Here is a 16,506-nt window from a genome sequence, read left to right as displayed (position 1 = left end):
GAAATGCTGAAGGAAGGTTTAACGCCGCAGCGTTTCGGTAACCTCCGGGGGCACTTCGTTAACCTAGCCGCCGGAGCGCCTCGTCCCGCATCTGCTGCCGGAACGCCGCGCGCTTTGCCGGTCGGTCCTCCTCGCGCACGTCGTGGCGATCGAAGATGTCGAACTTCTCCAGGATCGGATAGCGCTCGCTCGCCATGGCGAGCACGTGCAGCACCTTGGTCGCCGAGGGCGTCGGGCCGCTCACCTCCCAACGCCGGATGGTGTCGGCGCCGCCTTTTTCCGGCAATCCGCAGAGCTTTGCCATGTCGAGCGCGGTGAGCTTCCGCCCGAGGGCGTCGGACAGGTCGGCGCGGAGTTGTTTCAGTTCAGGGCCGGTCATGTCGCCTCAATCCGCGAACTCGGTGAGGCCAATGCACTAACGCTGATTCGGGTCCATCCGAAGGCGGACCGTCCGCTCCCGGCACCTTACCCCCGCGCACGGAGTTATGAACGGGGCGCCCCTGGACATTGTCCGCCGAATGGACACATGGCGACGAGGGCGCCAGCTTCGGAAAGATCAGCCATGATGGGTTTCAAATTCGCCATTGCCGCCGTCATCGGGGCCGGACTTCTGCTCGCGCCGGTCGGGGCAGAGGCGAAAAAGGAGCGCGCGAGCAGACATTACAGCGCTGGCGTGGTGGCCCCGAACTACGGCGGTGCATCGCCGGCGGCACAGCCAAAAGCCTCCTACGGCTCGTCCGGACCGTCGGTCGGCACGGTCACGGCGCCGTCGATCGGATCCTACAATTGGCCGTCGGTCGGCGTGACCAATTCCGTTCCGACCTGGAGCAACACCACCCGATAGAGCGATGCCGATCAGCTTGCCGGCGAGGCGAATAGCTAGATTCCGCGGCGGGCCTGTTGCCCGATCACGCAGCGCCATGCTGCCAGTCGCTCGGTCGGATGCTGGTTCATCCAGTCGGCGAGCTGCGGTGCGCCCATCAGGCAGGACTGCACCGAGACCTCGGCAAAATCCGAGGTGGTGACGGTCTGCTCGTGACAATTGTTCGGAGAAGCGAGACTGCAAAGCACCGCGATGATCTTGATCACGATCGGGTGCTCCCGTCGCCGACGAACGCCCGGCCAGGCGGCACCTTATCCTGACCTTCGCCGGCCGGATCAGCCGAAGGGAAGATGCTGTCGTAGATGGCGCGTGCCTCCTGGATGAGACGCATGCGCTCGCGCTCGGACTTCGAGACAAATCGAATAACTTCACCCATGTTGGCTCCGTATCAATTGGCATCCGTCATCAGATGACGAAAATCATTCCATCATGATCTGTGGTGCCGGCTTCGCCTTTGAAGCGGCGCGGCCGATCACGACGGAATAAAATACGTGTGAGCGCACCCGGGCATCTCGACACCTCCAGCGCCGTTCATGCGCTGCTCGAGAAGTCGCTCACCACCTTGGATTCGCTTGCAAGGCTCTCCGGCCAGCGTGCAAATGCCGGTGTCAGCTTTGCTCCTTGCCTGCATCAGCAAGGATCATTCCGGAAAGCAAATGCCGTTAGCTCGAATATGTTTCTCGTTCAGGGCACGCAAGTTTTTGGAACTAACGCGCGGTTTGGTGATCCGATGCAGTCACGGTTCACGCCGCCGGCGCACGCTCCTTCCATCCCGGCACCGCCGCCAACAGCTCCCGTGTATAGGCATGCTCCGGCGCGGCGAACAGCTGCGCGGTCGGCTTCAGCTCGACGATGGCGCCACGCTGCATCACCGCGATGCGGTCGCAGATTTGGGCGGCGACGCGCAGATCGTGGGTGATGAACAGCATGGAGAGACCGAGGCGCGCCTTGAGGTCTTCGAGCAGCTTCAAGACCTGCGCCTGCACGGAGACGTCGAGCGCGGAGACGGCTTCATCGGCGACGATGATCTCGGGCTCGAGCGCCAGCGCGCGCGCAATGCCGATACGCTGGCGCTGGCCGCCGGAGAATTCGTGCGGATAGCGTTCGAGCGCCCCGGCATCGAGACCGACCATCTTGAGCAGGTCGCGGGCACGATCGAAGGCGATCTTCGCATCGATGCCGGCCGCGATCGGGCCGGCGGCGATGATGTGGCCGATCTTGCGGCGCGGATTGAGCGAGGCGAACGGATCCTGGAAGATCATCTGGATGCGATGGCGCTCGGCGCGCAGCGCCTTGCCGGAGAGTGAGGTGAGATCGGTCTCGCCGATCCGCACCGTGCCGCGGTCGGCCTCGATCAGCCTCATCACGAGACGCGCCACCGATGATTTCCCGGAGCCGGATTCGCCGACGAGGCCGAGCGTCTCGCCCTTGAGGATGCTGAAATTGACCGCACGCGCGGCATCGACGCGGCGGTCCTCGCGAAACCAGCCGCCTGATGTCACATAGGTCTTGTCCAGACCGATCACCTCGACCGCCCTGGCCCGACCGTCGAGAGGCTTGCGCGCCGGCGGATCCATCGAGGGGACGGCGGCGAGCAGCGCCTTGGTGTAGTCGTGCTGCGGCTCGTTGAAGACGGCAGAGGCCGGGCCTTCCTCCACGACCTTGCCATGGCGGAGCACCACGACCTGGTCGGCGATGTCGGCGACCACGCCGAAATCGTGCGTGATGAACATCACGGCCATGTTGCGGCTGCGCTGGAGGTTGCGGATCAGCTTGAGAATCTGCGCCTGCGTGGTGACGTCGAGCGCTGTCGTCGGCTCGTCCGCAACCAGCACTGCGGGCTCGAGCGCCAGCGCCATCGCAATCATGGCGCGCTGGCGCTGGCCGCCGGAGAGCTGGTGCGGATAGGCGCGCACGATGCGCTCAGGATCGGGCAGGCCGACCTCGCGCGCCAGCGACAGCGCCTTGGCGCGCCGCTCCCTTGGCGTCAGCAGGCCGTGCGCCTCGAACATCTCCGCCATCTGCTCGCCGATCCGCATCAAGGGATTGAGCGCGGTCATCGGCTCCTGAAAGATCATCGCCAGCCGGCGGCCGCGCAGGTCGCGCCAGCTGGCGTCATCGAGCTTGAGCAGGTCGCGGCCTTCGAACTGGATCTCGCCGGCGGCGATGGATACCGTATCAGGCAGCAGGCCCATCAGTGCATGCGCGCACATCGACTTGCCGGAGCCGGACTCGCCGACGACGCAGACGATCTTGCCGGGGTGCAAGTCCAGCGAGACGCCGTCGACCGCGAAGGGCCGCTCGGCGTCCTTCGGCAGCGCGATCCTGAGATTCCTGATGGAGACGGCAGGCGGGGCGATCGTCATCAGCGTCCCTCCCGCGACAGGCGCGGATTGAGCGCGTCGTTGAGGCCTTCGCCGATCAGGTTCAGCCCGAGCACGGAGATCAGGATAGCGATGCCGGGAAACACCGTGATCCACCAGGCCTGGCGGATCACGGTGCGGCCGGCGCCGACCATGTAGCCCCAGGAGATCAGATTGGGATCGCCGAGGCCGAGGAAGGACAGCGAGGATTCCAGCAGGATCGCCGTCGCCACCATCAGCGAGGCCAGCACGATCACCGGCGACAGCGCGTTGGGCAGGATCTCGCGCAGGATGATCCAGCTGTTGCTTTGTCCGGTGACGATTGCCGCCTGGACATATTCGCGCGTGCGCAGCGACAGCACCTCGCCGCGCACGAGACGTGCGACCGGCGGCCAGCTCACCAGCGCGATCGAGGTTACGATCGAATAGATCGAAGGCTGCAGGATCGCGACCAGCACGATCGCGAGCGCGAAGCTCGGGATGGTCTGGAAGAACTCGGTGAAACGCATCAGGGCGTCGTCGGCCCTGCCGCCGAAATAGCCGGCCATCGCGCCGATGGGGATGCCGACGATCAGCGCGACCAGTGTCGAGACGAGACCGACCAATAGCGAGACCCGCGCGCCGAAGATCATGCCGGCAAAGACGTCGCGGCCGAGCGCGTCGGTGCCGAGCGGCACGGCGCCGAGCGTGAAGGGCGGCAGGAACGGCCGCTGCACCATGCGCCAGGGCGAGTTCGGAAACAGCATCGGTCCGAACAATGCGACCGAGATCGCGAGCAGGAGGATGATGAGCCCGATGACGCCGCTCGGGCTCCTGAGCATCGATTTCCAGAACTGTCTCATGAGGCGAATTCAATGCGCGGATCGACCAGGCGATAGACGAGGTCGGTGATGAGGTTGAAGATCAGCACCATGGCGGAGCAGATCACGAAGACGCCGAGCAGCAGATTGTAGTCGCGCTGGAGCAGGGCGTCGTACATCAGCCGCCCGATGCCGGGCCAGGCGAACACGGTCTCGGTGATGACGGCGCCGCCGATCAGCGTGCCGGAATGCACGCCGGCGAGCGTCACGACCGGCAGCAGCGCATTGCGCAGCACGTGGCGGCGCTGGATCACGGCATCCGAAAGGCCCTTGGCGCGCGCCGTCTTGACGAAATCGAGCCGCTTCACCTCCAGCATCGAAGCGCGCGTCATGCGGGTGTAGGTCGCCATGAAGAACAGACCGAGCGTCATCGCCGGCATGATCAGGTGCTTTGCGACGTCGACCGCGTGGGAAAAGCCGGTGAGGTTGGCGCCGACCGTCTCGTAACCGAAGCTCGGCAGCCAATCCATGGTGACCGAGAACAGCAGAATGCCCATCAGCGCCACCCAGAAGATCGGCATGGCGTAGAAGACCAGCGCAAAGACCGTGATGGCGGTGTCGAGGAAGGTTCCGGCGAAGCGCGCGGCGAAGGTGCCGAAGAGGATGCCGAGCATCAGCGAAATAGCAAACGCGGTCAGCGTCAGCAGCAGCGTCGCGGGCAGCCGCTCGCCGATCAGCTTTGCCACCGGCGCCTGCTGGCGGAAGGAGAAGCCGAGGTCGAGGCTGACCACGCCCTTGACGTAGATGAAGAGCTGCTCGGGCAGCGGCTTGTCGAGGCCGAACTTTTCCCGGAGCTGCTTGACGAAGACCTGGTCGCTGGCGCCGGCCTCGCCCGCCATCACGATCGCGGGGTCGCCGGGCGCGAGCCGGATCAGGAAAAAATTGAGGACGACGATCGCGAGCAGGACGATCACGCCCTTGAGGACACGCTGGGAGATGAAGGAGAGCATTCAGATGGCGATCGGATCAGGTTGAACGCAGCCAAAATCGCGGTGCGCTCCCTCTCCCGCTTGCGGGAGAGGGCAGGGGAGAGGGTGTTTCCGCAGAGAGGACGCCAAGAGGAGAAAGCCCTCTCCCGCCGCGCTCTGCGAGCGCGTCGACCTCCCCGCAAGCGGGGGAGGTGCAGCGAGTTTGCGGCTCGATCGGAGCTCATGGGGCGGGAGCCGTGGCAGAGACAGGCGCGCACTGAAACTACTTGTCGAGCCATGCGTCCTTGAAGCCGTCATTGACCCCGATCCCCGTCGTGATCAGGTTCTTGACCTTGCAGCGCGTGATGGTCGGGAATTGCAGCTCGAGCATCCAGGCCACCGGCACGTCCTCGACCAGGATCTTCTGCGCCTTCTCGTAGATTTCCTTGCGCTTCGAATCCGGCGTCGCGACCGCGCCGTCGGCGAACAGCTTGTCGATCTCCGGGTTGGAATAGCCCTCGACGTTGTTGAAGACCTGGCCCTTGGCGATGTTGCTGGAGATGTAGTTGCGGCCGACCCCGAGCGCGGGATCGCCGTACTGATAGAGATAGGTGAAGGCGATGTCGTAGTCCCAGTCGCCGATCTTCTGGTTGCCGCCGGCAACGTCGGTGGCGATGGTCTCGATATTGATGCCGACGTCCATGAGGTTCTGCTTCACGGCTTCACCCCAGCGCTGCCAGGTCTCGCCATAGGCGAGCGGCAGCAGGCGGATCTTCTCGCCCTTGTAGCCGGCTTCCTTCAGCAGCGCCTTGGCCTTGGCCGGATCGTACGGATATTTCTTCACGTCGTCGGTGTAATATTTGATGGTCGAAGCGGAAGGGCCGGTCGCGACCTTGCCGAGCCCGTTCCAGATCACGTCCTTGGCGAAATCGCGGTCGATCGCATACATGATCGCCTGGCGGACCCGCTTGTCGGCGAGCGGACCCTGGCGGTTGTTGAGCCACAGCCAGGCCAGCGGTGAGAAGAACTCCCAGCCGGCGCCGGTGACGCAGGTGTCCTTCAGCTTGGACAGCCGCGGCACGTCGAAATTCTCGACCGAGCCTCCGGGCAGCACGTCGACCTTGCCGGTCTCATATGCCACCGAGCGCGCCGCGGCGTCGGGAATGATCTGCCAGTAGATCTCGTCGAGATAGGGCTTGCCCTTCTCGTAATAGTTCGGGTTCTTGACCAAGCGGATGAACGATCCCTTCTGCCACTCCTTGAACATGAAAGGGCCGGTGCCGATGGGCGCGTTGTTGTAGGGATTGGTCTTGAAGTCAGTGCCGTCATAGAGATGCTTCGGCACCATCGGCATCGAGCCGACCTCGAAGATGCCGAGGAACGGGCCGAACGGCTGCTTCAGCGTGAACACCACCGTATGGGCGTCGGGTGCCTCGACCTTGTCGACCTGCGCCAGATTGGTGCGGGCACGCGCATGCGTTTGCTTCAGCATCTCGATCGAGAATAAGACGTCCGCGGCGGTGAAGGGCTTGCCGTCGTGCCAGGTCACGCCCTTCCTCAGCTTGAAAGTGTAGGTCTTGGCGTCCTCGCTGACGCTCCAGCTCTCGGCGAGCTCCGGCTGCGGTTCGAGCTTGGGGCTGTAGCGCAGCAACCCCTCGAAGATGTTGCCCGACACCATCTGGGTCGGGCCGTTCTGCACCAGTGCCAGCATCAGGCCGGGCGGCTCGGGCTGGATCACGGCATTGATCACACCCCCGTTTTCGGCTCTTGCGCCAATGCAGGGGCCGCAAAGCCGCAAGCCAGGAGAATACCAAGCAACACTCGTTTCGGCATGTCGTAACTTTCTCAAGCGAGGCCAGCCGAAAACGCTTCGCAACGTTCTCGCGCGCAAAGCTACGACCAGTCCGTCCCAGTCCCCATCCGATATCGAGGCTCACACAGTCTCGTTCGGCGCCGCAAGATGAAAGTCTCGACAGTATCAGCACAAAAAATGTACAGCGCGTCCTGTTTTCCCCGCAGGCCTTCGCGCGCGGAGCAATCAGGAGGCTTCAGCCGTGGCGAGAGTTAGCGGAGGCGGTGCACAAGCTTGCGCCTGCGACCAAAGGCATCAGGCCGTCATGATGCGCTCAGCGCCCGTCGCAATTCGTCGAGCGCCTCTGCGAGCTGCTCGCGGTGCGCGATATCGTCCTTGGGGATGCCCGCGACGCTGCCGGCGAGCTCGCGCAGGATGCTGGCGAGCAGGCCGAAATTGATGTGCAGGTGGACCGATTTACGCTCGTCGGCGGCGCCCGGATGCTGCAGCGTCAGCGCAACGCCGCTGCCGTCGAGCCGCGCCTCGAACCGCGACGAATGCTCGAAAGTGCCGACATAGAACTTGTCGGGATATTCGAGCGCGACCTCTGCCTTGTCTGGAACCGGTCTGGACATGCAAACCTCGTTGATACCGGCCGATCCTGGCCGGGAATAGACCGGGCCGCCTTGCGATAGGTCAGAGGCGTCTGCGGATTTGACCTGGATCAAAGTCGGGCCGCCGCCTTTGCGATCCAATAGCAACTGGCGGCGGCACTGCCTGTCCTGCTTCCTTGAGCCCGTGAGACGATCGATGGACATCCAGGCCACCCATATCCCGACGCTTGACGATGACGGGCCTGATGTCGCCGGCATCGAGCCACCGCCGGATCCGGGCGTGCAGCACTGCCTGCAGCTGCTCGGCAATGCCGGCCTCCGCCCGACGCGCCAGCGTCTCGCGCTTGGCCAGTTGCTGTTCCTGAACGGCCACCGTCACGTCACCGCCGAGAGCCTCTATGAAGAGGCGATGGCGGCGAACGCCTATCTGTCGCTCGCGACCGTCTACAACACGCTGAACCAGTTCACCGAGGCCGGCCTGCTGCGCCGGATCGCGGCCGACGGCATCAAGTCGTTCTTCGACACCGACACCTCGGTGCATCCGCACTTCTACCTCGAAGGCGAGGACGTGCTGGTCGACGTTGCCGACGGCCTCTCCTTCACCAAGATCCCCGAGGCGCTCCCCGGCCACGAGATCGCGCGGCTCGACGTCATCGTCCATTTGCGCCGCAAGCGAACATAGAGCGGTTGCGCGCTGACCCTCCGTTCTTACCCTCCCCTGGAGGGGGAGGGTCGATGAGACCGTCACCCCACCCCGTCTCACATTTCGCTTCGCTCCAACGTGAGCCGACCCCCCCCTCCAGGAGAGGGTAAGAGTCTCACTGCAACCCCGCCCGGCGGAACCCTTCCAGATAGTGCGCGCGATCGGCGTCGTTGGCCCACGGCAGCTGCGTCGCGATCCAGTGCAGCGAGATGCCCGGCTGGGCGCGGCGGAGCTCGCCCAGCGCCGTCTCCGCCAGCATGTCGTCGCCGGTCATGCCGGCCGAGACCGCGAGCACGCGGTAAGCGCCGGTGAGATCGCCGCGATGGCGGATCGCCTCGCGCGCGAGCGCGATGGCCTCGTCATATCGGCGTTCGGTGAAGCGCGCATAGGCAGCGATGCCGTGATAGAGCGCCAGCGAGGGATCGCGGGGCGACAGCCGGATTGCACGCTGTGCGGCCTCGAACGAATCCTTCGGCCGTCCGGCATAGGACAGCGCCAGCGCGTAATAGCCCTGCGCCAGGGAGAAGTTCGGGTTGAGCGCGAGCGCCTGCTCGAACTCGGACAGCGCGTCCGCGAGCCTGCGTGTCGAGAAGCAGACGCTGCCGAGCGCGACATGCGCCCAGGCATCCTCATGATCGCAGCGCACCGCGGCCAGCGCGGCGGCTTCCGCTTCCGGCGCCACCATGGCGAGCTCGCTCCAGCCGAGATGCACGCCGAACATGTGGTTGGCCGCCAGCAGCGACAGCGCCCGGCCGTAGGTCGGATCTATCCCGATCGCGCGTTCGAGCAGCGTTCGTGCGGTCTCGTGATCGCGCGGGGTCACGCGCCAATAATGCGACAGCGCCCGCATCAGGAGATCCCATGCGTCCAGGCTCGGCGGTGTCTTGCTGTGCGCGCGAAAATTCTCCGCTGCGTGAATCTGCGGCTCGATCGCCGCCGCGATTGCGTTGGTGATCTCGTCCTGGACGGCGAAGACGTCGCCCAGCTCGCGGTCATAGCGCTCGGCCCACAGATGACCGCCCGAAATGGCGTCGTTGAGTTGCGCGGTGATGCGAACCCGGTTGTTCGACTTGCGCACGCTGCCTTCGACGACGTAGCGGACGCCGAGTTCCTCCGCGATCTGCCCGATATGGACGGCACGTCCCTTGTAGGTGAAGGATGAGTTGCGGGCGATCACCATGAACCAGCGCTGCTTCGACAGCGCGGTGAGGATGTCCTCGCTGATGCCGTCGCCGAAATAGTCCTGTGCGGGATCGCCGCTCATGTTCTCGAAGGCAAGCACCGCGACCGCCGGGCGATCCGCCACGCGCGCGAGAGCGGGCGCGGCTTCGGCCGGCACGATCGCTGCGGCTTCTTCCCGGACCTCGCCGACGAAGCGAAAGCCCTTGCGCGGAATGGTCTTGATCAGCCGCTGGGTCGCGCCATCGTCCCTGATCGCCTTGCGCGCGGCGTTGATCCGGCTGTTCAGCGCGGAATCCGAGATGATCCGATCGGCCCAGATCTGGCTGATCAGGTCATCCTTGCTGACCACACGCGCGCGTTGCGCGACGAGATAGAGCAAGAGATCGAACACTTGCGGCTGCAACGGCACGGGCGCCCCGCCGCGGGTGAGTTCCCGCAGGGTGCCGTCGAGCACGTTGTTTTCAAAGCAGAATCGCACGGTTTTGTCGTCTCAAGCAAAAATCAAAGTCGTCTCAGGCGAAAATCAACCGCCCGCGAAAGTCTTGGGGCGTCCGATCCGACATGGTGCCAAGACCAAACAGTGTCGATGTCTCGGCACAACGGAGCGTTTCATGACCCAACTTGATCACCAAGCCCATTCCATAGGCCCGGAGGTTACGGGCACACGCATTTTCAAGCTCGTCGCCTTTTTGTACGGAATTACGGCCTATCTCGTGTTCTTCGTCACCATTCTTTACGCCATCGGCTTCGTCATGGGGGTGATGGTCCCCAAGACCATTGACACCGGAACCGACACGCCGCCAGTCGAGGCGGTTATCATCAATCTGCTCTTGATGTCGCTGTTCGCCGTTCAGCACAGCGTGATGGCGCGCAAGCAGTTCAAGGCGTGGTGGACGCAGTTCGTCCCGAAGCCGGTCGAGCGCTCGACCTATGTGCTGTTCGCGAGCCTGTCATTGCTCCTCCTGTTCTGGCAGTGGCGACCGTTGCCTGCGGTCGTATGGAACGTCGAGAACCAGGATCTCGCCGTGACACTGGTCACGCTGTCCTTCGCGGGCTGGATCCTGGTGTTCACCAGCACGTACCTGATCAATCATTTCGAATTGTTCGGACTGCATCAGGTGACCAACCATCTGATCGGGAAGGAGATGGCGCCGCCGCGCTTCAAGACGCCGCTGCTCTACAATTTCGTCCGCCATCCGATCTATCTCGGTTTCATCGTCGCGTTCTGGGCGGCGCCGACCATGACCGCGGGCCATCTGCTGTTCGCGGCCGTCACCACGCTCTACATTTTCGTCGGCATCGCGCTGGAGGAGCACGACCTCGTCGCTCTCTTTGGTGACGAGTACCGGGACTACAAGCAGCGGGTCTCGATGCTTATTCCCTGGCGCCGGTCGCTTTAGCCTCGGTGCGGCACCGCGCGCCCGCCGAGCGGAGGACGCGTGGCCTCGGCCGGTGGGGTCCGCGAGCATCTCACGCGTCTGCCCCTCCACGTCGCCGGGGTGATGTCCCTTCACCGCGACAGCTCTCCCCGCATCCCATCTGTCCCGACATATCGTGGACGAGGAGCGGGGAGAGGATCTTTCCCTTCATCAACGGAGACGATGCAATGAAACATGTCGGAAACTGCTTCTGTGGCGCGGTGACGATCGAGGTCACGGGCGCACCGGAGGCGATGGGCTATTGCCATTGCCGCTCCTGCCGGTCGTGGTCGGGCGGTCCGGTCAACGCCTTCAGCCTGTGGAAGCCCGAGGCCGTGCGTGTCACCGAAGGCGCCGGCAATGTCGAGACCTTCGTCAAGACGCCGCTCAGCCAGCGCAAATATTGCAGGAAGTGCGGCGGTCATCTCATGACCAATCACCCGCCGCTCGGTCTGGTCGACGTCTTCAGCGCCACCATCCCGACGCTCGCCTTCGCGCCCGGCGTTCACGTCAATTATGCCGAGACCGTGCTGCCGATGCGCGACGGCCTGCCCAAGCTGAAGGATTTTCCGGCCGAGTTCGGCGGCAGCGGCGAGATGATGGAGGAGTAGCGGCGCTGGCATCGTGAGGGCGGCGGTGCGCCGCCCTCGTTGTCGTCTTTCAGGAAGAACGACGACGGACTAGCCGCCGCGCGATTCAACGACCTTGCGGCAGGAATCCGAGAGCTTCGACTTGTTGTCGCGCAGGCAGGCGTTCATCTGCGGCGGCTTGCCGATATGCTCGGCGCAGAATTTGCTGGCGTCGCCGCGGCAGGCCATCTGCTCCTGGACCGACGGACCGGATTGCGCGGCAGCGGGCAGAGCGGCGGCAGCGAGCAGCAGCGCGGCAAGAACCGAAATCTTCATAAGGCACCTCTTTGGAATCCTCGTTGGTCCCGACCGGGATCAATCGGGCCGGACCATCCCGCAAAGGCCGGCCGCCGGTCCATGCCATGTTCATGGCACCGGCAAATCCTCCCGGCTGCGGTACCCCCATCTTCATGGCATGTATTCGTGCGCCGTCTTTTGCCATTCAGGCTATACCTAGGCTGCGAAACCCGGTGATTGCATCGGGACGCCACCGGGAAGCAGGAGAGCAGGAATGTCGAAGAGAGCTGGAGCGCTGAGCGCGGCGCTGACGGTCATGGCACTCGCGGGCGCGGCGATGGTGTCGCTGGGCACGAGCCCGGCGCAGGCGGTGGTCTATTGCAAGACGGTCGGCGTGCCCAAGGGCTGCGTGGTGCGACCGACGGCGGCGGTGGTGGTGGCGCCGGGAGCGCCGGTCGCCGCCGCGGCGGTCGCAACGCCCGGCGTCGGCGCGCCCGGTGTCGGCGTGCGCGCGGGAACGCCGATGAATCGCGGCGGCCCGGTCAACCGCGTCGGCCGGCGCTGATATTTCCCATTGAATTGATTGCATTGCTTCGGGCCAACGGAGCCTGCGGACGAACACCCCCGTCCTCCGCAGGCAGCTTCCCGGCCCGTCCCCTCTCTCCGTGCGCCCCACACGTTCGGGGAGGGGGCCTTTCAGCCCGTAGCCATGTCGCTGTCGGGAAAGCGCTGCGGCAATTGCAGCCGCACACGCGTGCCGGACGAGTCCGAGCTCAGATCGAGCACGGCACCGCAGCGCGTAGCGCGGCTTTTCATGTTGCGCAGGCCGCGCGCGGTCTGGCCGTTGCGAGCGGCCTCGCTATTGCCGGCCGGCGCGAAGCCGCGGCCGTCGTCGATCACGCTGATCACGCCATAAGGCCCCTGGCCGGCGTCGAACGTGTCGATGGTGACCGCGATGCGGCGGGCCTGGGCGTGCTTGACCGCATTGGTCACGGCCTCGTCGAGGATGCGCACGATCTGGATGACGTGCCATGGCCGCAGTTCCGGGTGCAGCGGCACGCCTTGCGGTGTCGCCACGCGCCAGTCGAGCGTGATGTCGTGCGGCCGCAATTGCGCCGTCGTGCGCTCGCGCCAGGAGCCGAGGGCGAGCATCAGGTCGCCGCCGATGTCGTCCATGGAATCGATGACGAGACGCAGATCCTTCAAGGCGGCACGGGCCGCATCGGTGATCATCGCGCCCTCATGGCCACGCTCGGAGAGCGCAACGATGCTGACGAGCTGGCCGCCGAGGCCGTCATGCAGGTCGCGCATCAGGCGCGTGCGCTCGTTGGCGAGCGCGGCGGCGCGGGCGCGCTCCTCCTCGCGGGCAAAGCTCGCCTTCAGCCGTTCCTCGGCCTCCCGCACCCGCGTCACGAGTTGGCCGGCAAAGCTGTCGACCTGGTTCAAGGCGCGGGCGAAGCGCCAGGTCAGTCCGGCACCGATCGCGACCAGCATTGCCGAATAGGACAGGCGCGAGACGAAGATGCGATCGTTGGTCGCGATCTCGAGCACCGTGAGCATGTCCTGGATCCAGCAGGTCAGCACGATGGTCACGGCGCATCCGATCGTGAAGCTCGCCGCGTCCTGCCGCCGCACCACCGCCGTGGCCGTGATGCAAGCCATCAGGACCAGGCAAAGCCCGACGGTCGGAATGCCGAGCACCAGGAAAAGGATGCGCGGCAGCGGCGGGCCCCCGATCAGCCCGACCACGAACACGACGATTCCGGGAACGAACAGCAGCGTGCCGTAGCGCGGCCAGCGCCACCCGAAGAACAGCACGGCGAACACGACGATCAGCGCGCTCTCGATCGGCGCGGAGGCCAGCAGCACGGCGGCAAGCCGCGAGGTGGCGGCCGGCGGCACCGGCGGCGGCGCGAACGCCTGCACCACGCCGAGCACCATCGCCGCGGCCAGCACGCCGTAGACCGGCTCATGACGCCGCATCAGCCACATGATCGCGAGGATGACGGCCAGGATCGCCTGCCAGGCCGAGAACACCACCGGCAGCGTGACGAACAGCAGCGTGCGCGTCTCATAGGCCGGGCGCAGGGCGACGTCCGGGCCGACATAGACGGTGTCGAGAAACCCCTTGAGCGGTCCCCATACGTACAGCCGTACCGTGATCTCGTTGCCGCCCTCGCGCAGCAGCGAAGCGGGAATGGCCGCGATCTGCGGCGTGTTGCGGTCGGGCCTGTTGGCATTGGCGTCGCGCCGGGAGTCGAGCACGACGACGCCGTTGACGGCGACCTCCACCGCGTTGCTGAAGCGCGGCAGGTATACCGACCAGCCCGCTGCCGCTTCGCCGCTGGGGAACGTGAAGGCGCCGGCATAGAACGGCGGATCAGCCAGGGAGTAGCGCGACGACGTGAAATGCGGCAGCGTCACGGGGCGGATCTGGCCGTCTTCCCGCGCCGAAAAATCGATCAACGCGAAGTCTTCGGGATCGCTCGGCTGTAATTGCCGAAGCCCGAGGATGGTGACGATCACGATCAGGGCCTGGAGCAGCAGATAGGGCACGAGGCGCGAGGCCAGCAGCCGGCGCTGCGCGGCTTTGCCGGCTGCCTTCGTAGGTGCCTTCGCAGGTGCTTTGGCCGCAATCTCGCTCACAGCTTGATCAGGCCCTGCTGCACCGCCTCGAACACCGCTTCGCTGCGCGTGTGCACCTCGAGCTTGCGATAGATGTTCTTGATGTGGCCGGGCACGGTCTGCTTGGACAGGCCGAGATGGCTCGCGATCTCGGCATAGCTGAAGCCCTTGGCGATGCCCCAGAGGATGTCGATCTCGCGCGGCGTCAGCCTGGCGGTGTTGAGCACGGGGCCGGGCGGCGGCTCTGCCGAGCTTTGCGCCGCGCCTTGCGTCCTGCGCACGATGAAGCGGGCGATCGAGGCCGAGATCGGCGAATGGCCGGCGACCAGGTCGCGCACCGTGGTGGCGATGTCGGTGGGGAAGGCGTCCTTGAGCAGGTAGCCGGTGGCGCCGACCGTGATCGCGGAGATCACGCTTTCCTCGTCGCCGAGCGCCGAGATCACCATGATCTCGGTGTCGGGGAAGCGCTGCCTCATCTCGCGGATCAGCTCGATGCCGTGGCCGTCGGGCAGCCGCAGATCGGTCAGCAGCACACGCGGCGCGCCGCCGGCAAGCGCAGACCGGGCTTCGCCGAGCGCGGCGGCGCTGCGCACCTCGTAGCCCGCCTTGACCAGCGCATCCTGAAGCCGCCAGCAGGTCGGTGCGTCGTCCTCGACGAGGAGGATGGTGATGATGTCACCCGTCTCGCCCTGTTCGGTCATGATCTAAGGTCCCGCACCCGCGTGTCCCCCGCGGCGCAAGGGCAAGTTTAGCCGCAGCGGGGATGCCGTGACACCCATAATCATGGGGGCGGGGAAGTCATTGGACTGCCAAGTTGTGGGACTGCCAAGTTATGGGACTGCCAAGTGCGGCGCTGCGGATGATGGACGGTCGCCGAGCCGCCGCTGCTTTCAAGGAAGATCGACCCGCGGCGGCGGGTAGCGCCGGGCCAGCATCGACAGCGACAGACGCCGTTCGTCCGCCGGCAACTCCAAATACGCCAGCACCAGCGGTCGCTTCCAGTCGCCGACACCGAAATCCATCGCCATCCATTTCTGCGGCTCAGGGCCCTCGAGGCCCCGAACCCAGACCAGATAGCGCGGCAGATCGTCGGCGTCCGTATCCGTCGTGCGTCTCCTGGCCATCGAAGCTATCCGCTGCATCACCAATCATGCCCCACGATATAGGGAATAACTTGGCATAGGGAATAACTTGACGAAGCCCGGGCGACTTGGGGGAGCTAGCCCGCGCCGGGGACGCAATCGCCGGCATTGCCGGAGCGGCTCTCCACCACGCGACTACGGATAGGGACGAGGAATTCCTTGGATGCGGGTTGGAAGCGGGTAGGCAGCCTTGGCGACAGGAGCAGATTGCTCCCGTTGCTCGTCAGGATTTCAACCGCTCGAGAAATGGGCGCATGAGCGAGACAACCTCATCGAGGTTGGTTTCGAGCAGCCAATGGCCGCCATCCAGGAGATGCAGCTCGGCATCGGGCAGGTCGCGGAGATAGGCTCGCGCTGACTCCTCTGGCATGTAATGGTCTTGCGGCCCCCACAGGATCAATGTCGGCGGCCTATGCTGCTGAAGATATCGGCGGTGCTCGGGAAACCATTGACGGTTCGCCTTGAGGCCAAACAGAACGTCTGCGGCGGCGTCCTTCCGCCGCTCGGTCATAAGCGACCAGTGCAATTGCCAAAGGTCCGGCGTGATCAGGCGAGCCAGATCCGCGCGCACATCATTCAGGAACTCGTCGCGGAAATTCTCTTCGGTGACAGCCTGCCTCATCGCCGCACGCATCTCCTGGTCGGGCAGCGACCAGGACTTTTCGATGTCGGTGTATTTCGGGCCAAGCGCATCTTCGTAAGGTATGTCACCGTTCTGAATGACCTGAGCCACCACCCGCTCAGGCCGCATGATTGCCAGCCTGGCCCCGATCGGCGAGCCGAAATCATGCAGGTAGATCACGAAGCGCTCGATCTTCAGATGGGTCACGAACCGGGCGAGCCACGCGGCATAGCCGTCGAAGCTGTAATCGAAGTCATCGGGTGTCCCGCTATAGCCAAACCCGGGATAGTCCGGAGCAATCAGCCGCCATTTGTCGGCCAGCCGCGGCATCAGATTGCGGAATTCGTAGGATGAACAGGGATAGCCGTGCGGCAGGAGGACGACGGGTGCGCCTTCCGGTCCTGCTTCCCGGTAGAATGTGTCCACGGGTCCGATCTGAACCCTGCAATGCCTGACGCGTGTGTCCATGTCCTGCTTCCTTCGTAGATAAAGCGACCTGTGGAGCGGGGTTCCCGGGCGTATGGATCG

At 64.9% G+C, this 16,506-nt stretch carries 18 protein-coding genes and 1 pseudogene; 5 read left to right on the top strand and 14 right to left on the bottom strand.

Going from position 1 to position 16,506, the window contains the following annotated elements; translation table 11 throughout:
* Positions 1–58: 58 nt before the first annotated feature.
* Positions 59–379 carry a hypothetical protein gene (locus tag ACETMP_RS19750; protein ID WP_375157493.1) on the bottom strand — a complete coding sequence of 107 codons (321 nt, stop codon included), beginning with the start codon at positions 377–379 and terminating at the stop codon, positions 59–61.
* A gap of 183 nt (positions 380–562) precedes the next feature.
* On the opposite strand from ACETMP_RS19750, the gene ACETMP_RS19745 reads away from it, so the two are divergent.
* Positions 563–844, top strand: coding sequence for a hypothetical protein (locus ACETMP_RS19745; protein WP_375157492.1), 282 nt, complete (start codon positions 563–565; stop codon positions 842–844).
* 35 nt (positions 845–879) lie between these two features.
* Here ACETMP_RS19745 and ACETMP_RS19740 read toward each other — a convergent pair whose 3' ends face one another.
* The 7 genes and pseudogenes from ACETMP_RS19740 to ACETMP_RS19710 form a co-directional block, all read right to left on the bottom strand.
* Positions 880–1,089: a hypothetical protein gene (locus tag ACETMP_RS19740; protein ID WP_375157491.1), complete on the bottom strand. Its 210-nt coding sequence runs from the start codon at positions 1,087–1,089 to the stop codon at positions 880–882.
* Complete coding sequence (locus ACETMP_RS19735) at positions 1,086–1,259, bottom strand: hypothetical protein (RefSeq protein WP_375157490.1); 174 nt, start codon at positions 1,257–1,259, stop codon at positions 1,086–1,088. Before ACETMP_RS19735 ends, ACETMP_RS19740 begins: the two co-directional genes overlap by 4 nt.
* 367 nt (positions 1,260–1,626) lie before the next feature.
* Positions 1,627–3,249, bottom strand: coding sequence for an ABC transporter ATP-binding protein (locus ACETMP_RS19730; protein WP_375157489.1), 1,623 nt, complete (start codon positions 3,247–3,249; stop codon positions 1,627–1,629).
* Entirely contained in the window at positions 3,249–4,088 is an 840-nt protein-coding gene (locus tag ACETMP_RS19725; RefSeq protein ID WP_375157488.1) for an ABC transporter permease, read from the bottom strand. The genes ACETMP_RS19730 and ACETMP_RS19725 overlap by 1 nt, the downstream gene beginning before the upstream one ends.
* Entirely contained in the window at positions 4,085–5,056 is a 972-nt protein-coding gene (locus ACETMP_RS19720; RefSeq protein ID WP_375157487.1) for an ABC transporter permease, read from the bottom strand. The genes ACETMP_RS19725 and ACETMP_RS19720 overlap by 4 nt, the downstream gene beginning before the upstream one ends.
* A gap of 241 nt (positions 5,057–5,297) precedes the next feature.
* Positions 5,298–6,847, bottom strand: a pseudogene (locus tag ACETMP_RS19715) (ABC transporter substrate-binding protein).
* A 282-nt stretch (positions 6,848–7,129) separates the two neighbouring features.
* Entirely contained in the window at positions 7,130–7,441 is a 312-nt protein-coding gene (locus ACETMP_RS19710) for a hypothetical protein (protein WP_375157486.1), read from the bottom strand.
* A 175-nt stretch (positions 7,442–7,616) separates the two neighbouring features.
* Between ACETMP_RS19710 and irr the strand changes: the two genes are divergently transcribed.
* Positions 7,617–8,102, top strand: a complete 486-nt coding sequence (gene irr, locus ACETMP_RS19705; RefSeq protein WP_375157485.1) for a Fur family transcriptional regulator Irr — start codon at positions 7,617–7,619, stop codon at positions 8,100–8,102.
* Positions 8,103–8,238: 136 nt separating this feature from the next.
* Here the strand turns inward: irr and ACETMP_RS19700 are convergent, their stop codons facing one another.
* Positions 8,239–9,783, bottom strand: a complete 1,545-nt coding sequence (locus tag ACETMP_RS19700) for a winged helix-turn-helix domain-containing protein (RefSeq protein WP_375157484.1) — start codon at positions 9,781–9,783, stop codon at positions 8,239–8,241.
* A gap of 133 nt (positions 9,784–9,916) precedes the next feature.
* Between ACETMP_RS19700 and mddA the strand changes: the two genes are divergently transcribed.
* Both mddA and ACETMP_RS19690 read left to right on the top strand, forming a co-directional pair.
* Positions 9,917–10,705, top strand: a complete 789-nt coding sequence (gene mddA, locus ACETMP_RS19695; protein WP_375157483.1) for a methanethiol S-methyltransferase — start codon at positions 9,917–9,919, stop codon at positions 10,703–10,705.
* 206 nt (positions 10,706–10,911) lie between these two features.
* Positions 10,912–11,334, top strand: coding sequence for a GFA family protein (locus ACETMP_RS19690; protein WP_375157482.1), 423 nt, complete (start codon positions 10,912–10,914; stop codon positions 11,332–11,334).
* A gap of 69 nt (positions 11,335–11,403) precedes the next feature.
* On the opposite strand, the gene ACETMP_RS19685 is transcribed toward ACETMP_RS19690, so the two are convergent.
* Complete coding sequence (locus ACETMP_RS19685; protein WP_257197718.1) at positions 11,404–11,628, bottom strand: hypothetical protein; 225 nt, start codon at positions 11,626–11,628, stop codon at positions 11,404–11,406.
* Between the two features lie 235 nt (positions 11,629–11,863).
* On the opposite strand from ACETMP_RS19685, the gene ACETMP_RS19680 reads away from it, so the two are divergent.
* Positions 11,864–12,154, top strand: coding sequence for a hypothetical protein (locus tag ACETMP_RS19680; protein WP_375157481.1), 291 nt, complete (start codon positions 11,864–11,866; stop codon positions 12,152–12,154).
* Between the two features lie 131 nt (positions 12,155–12,285).
* Here ACETMP_RS19680 and ACETMP_RS19675 read toward each other — a convergent pair whose 3' ends face one another.
* The 4 genes from ACETMP_RS19675 to ACETMP_RS19660 all read right to left on the bottom strand — a co-directional run bounded on the left by ACETMP_RS19675 (position 12,286) and on the right by ACETMP_RS19660 (position 16,446).
* Positions 12,286–14,235 carry a sensor histidine kinase gene (locus ACETMP_RS19675; RefSeq protein ID WP_375157480.1) on the bottom strand — a complete coding sequence of 650 codons (1,950 nt, stop codon included), beginning with the start codon at positions 14,233–14,235 and terminating at the stop codon, positions 12,286–12,288.
* Positions 14,232–14,915 (bottom strand): response regulator, encoded by a 684-nt coding sequence (locus ACETMP_RS19670; RefSeq protein WP_375157479.1) that lies wholly within the window; start codon positions 14,913–14,915, stop codon positions 14,232–14,234. The genes ACETMP_RS19675 and ACETMP_RS19670 overlap by 4 nt, the downstream gene beginning before the upstream one ends.
* Positions 14,916–15,104: 189 nt before the next feature.
* Positions 15,105–15,338: a hypothetical protein gene (locus ACETMP_RS19665; protein WP_375157478.1), complete on the bottom strand. Its 234-nt coding sequence runs from the start codon at positions 15,336–15,338 to the stop codon at positions 15,105–15,107.
* 241 nt (positions 15,339–15,579) lie between these two features.
* Positions 15,580–16,446: an alpha/beta fold hydrolase gene (locus ACETMP_RS19660; RefSeq protein ID WP_375157477.1), complete on the bottom strand. Its 867-nt coding sequence runs from the start codon at positions 16,444–16,446 to the stop codon at positions 15,580–15,582.
* Between the last annotated feature and the right edge of the window lie 60 nt (positions 16,447–16,506).

Origin of the sequence: Bradyrhizobium dasycarpum (assembly GCF_042019905.1) — a bacterium.
GTDB classification, from domain to species: domain Bacteria; phylum Pseudomonadota; class Alphaproteobacteria; order Rhizobiales; family Xanthobacteraceae; genus Bradyrhizobium; species Bradyrhizobium japonicum_B.
This window is presented reverse-complemented; position numbering and strand designations above follow the sequence as displayed.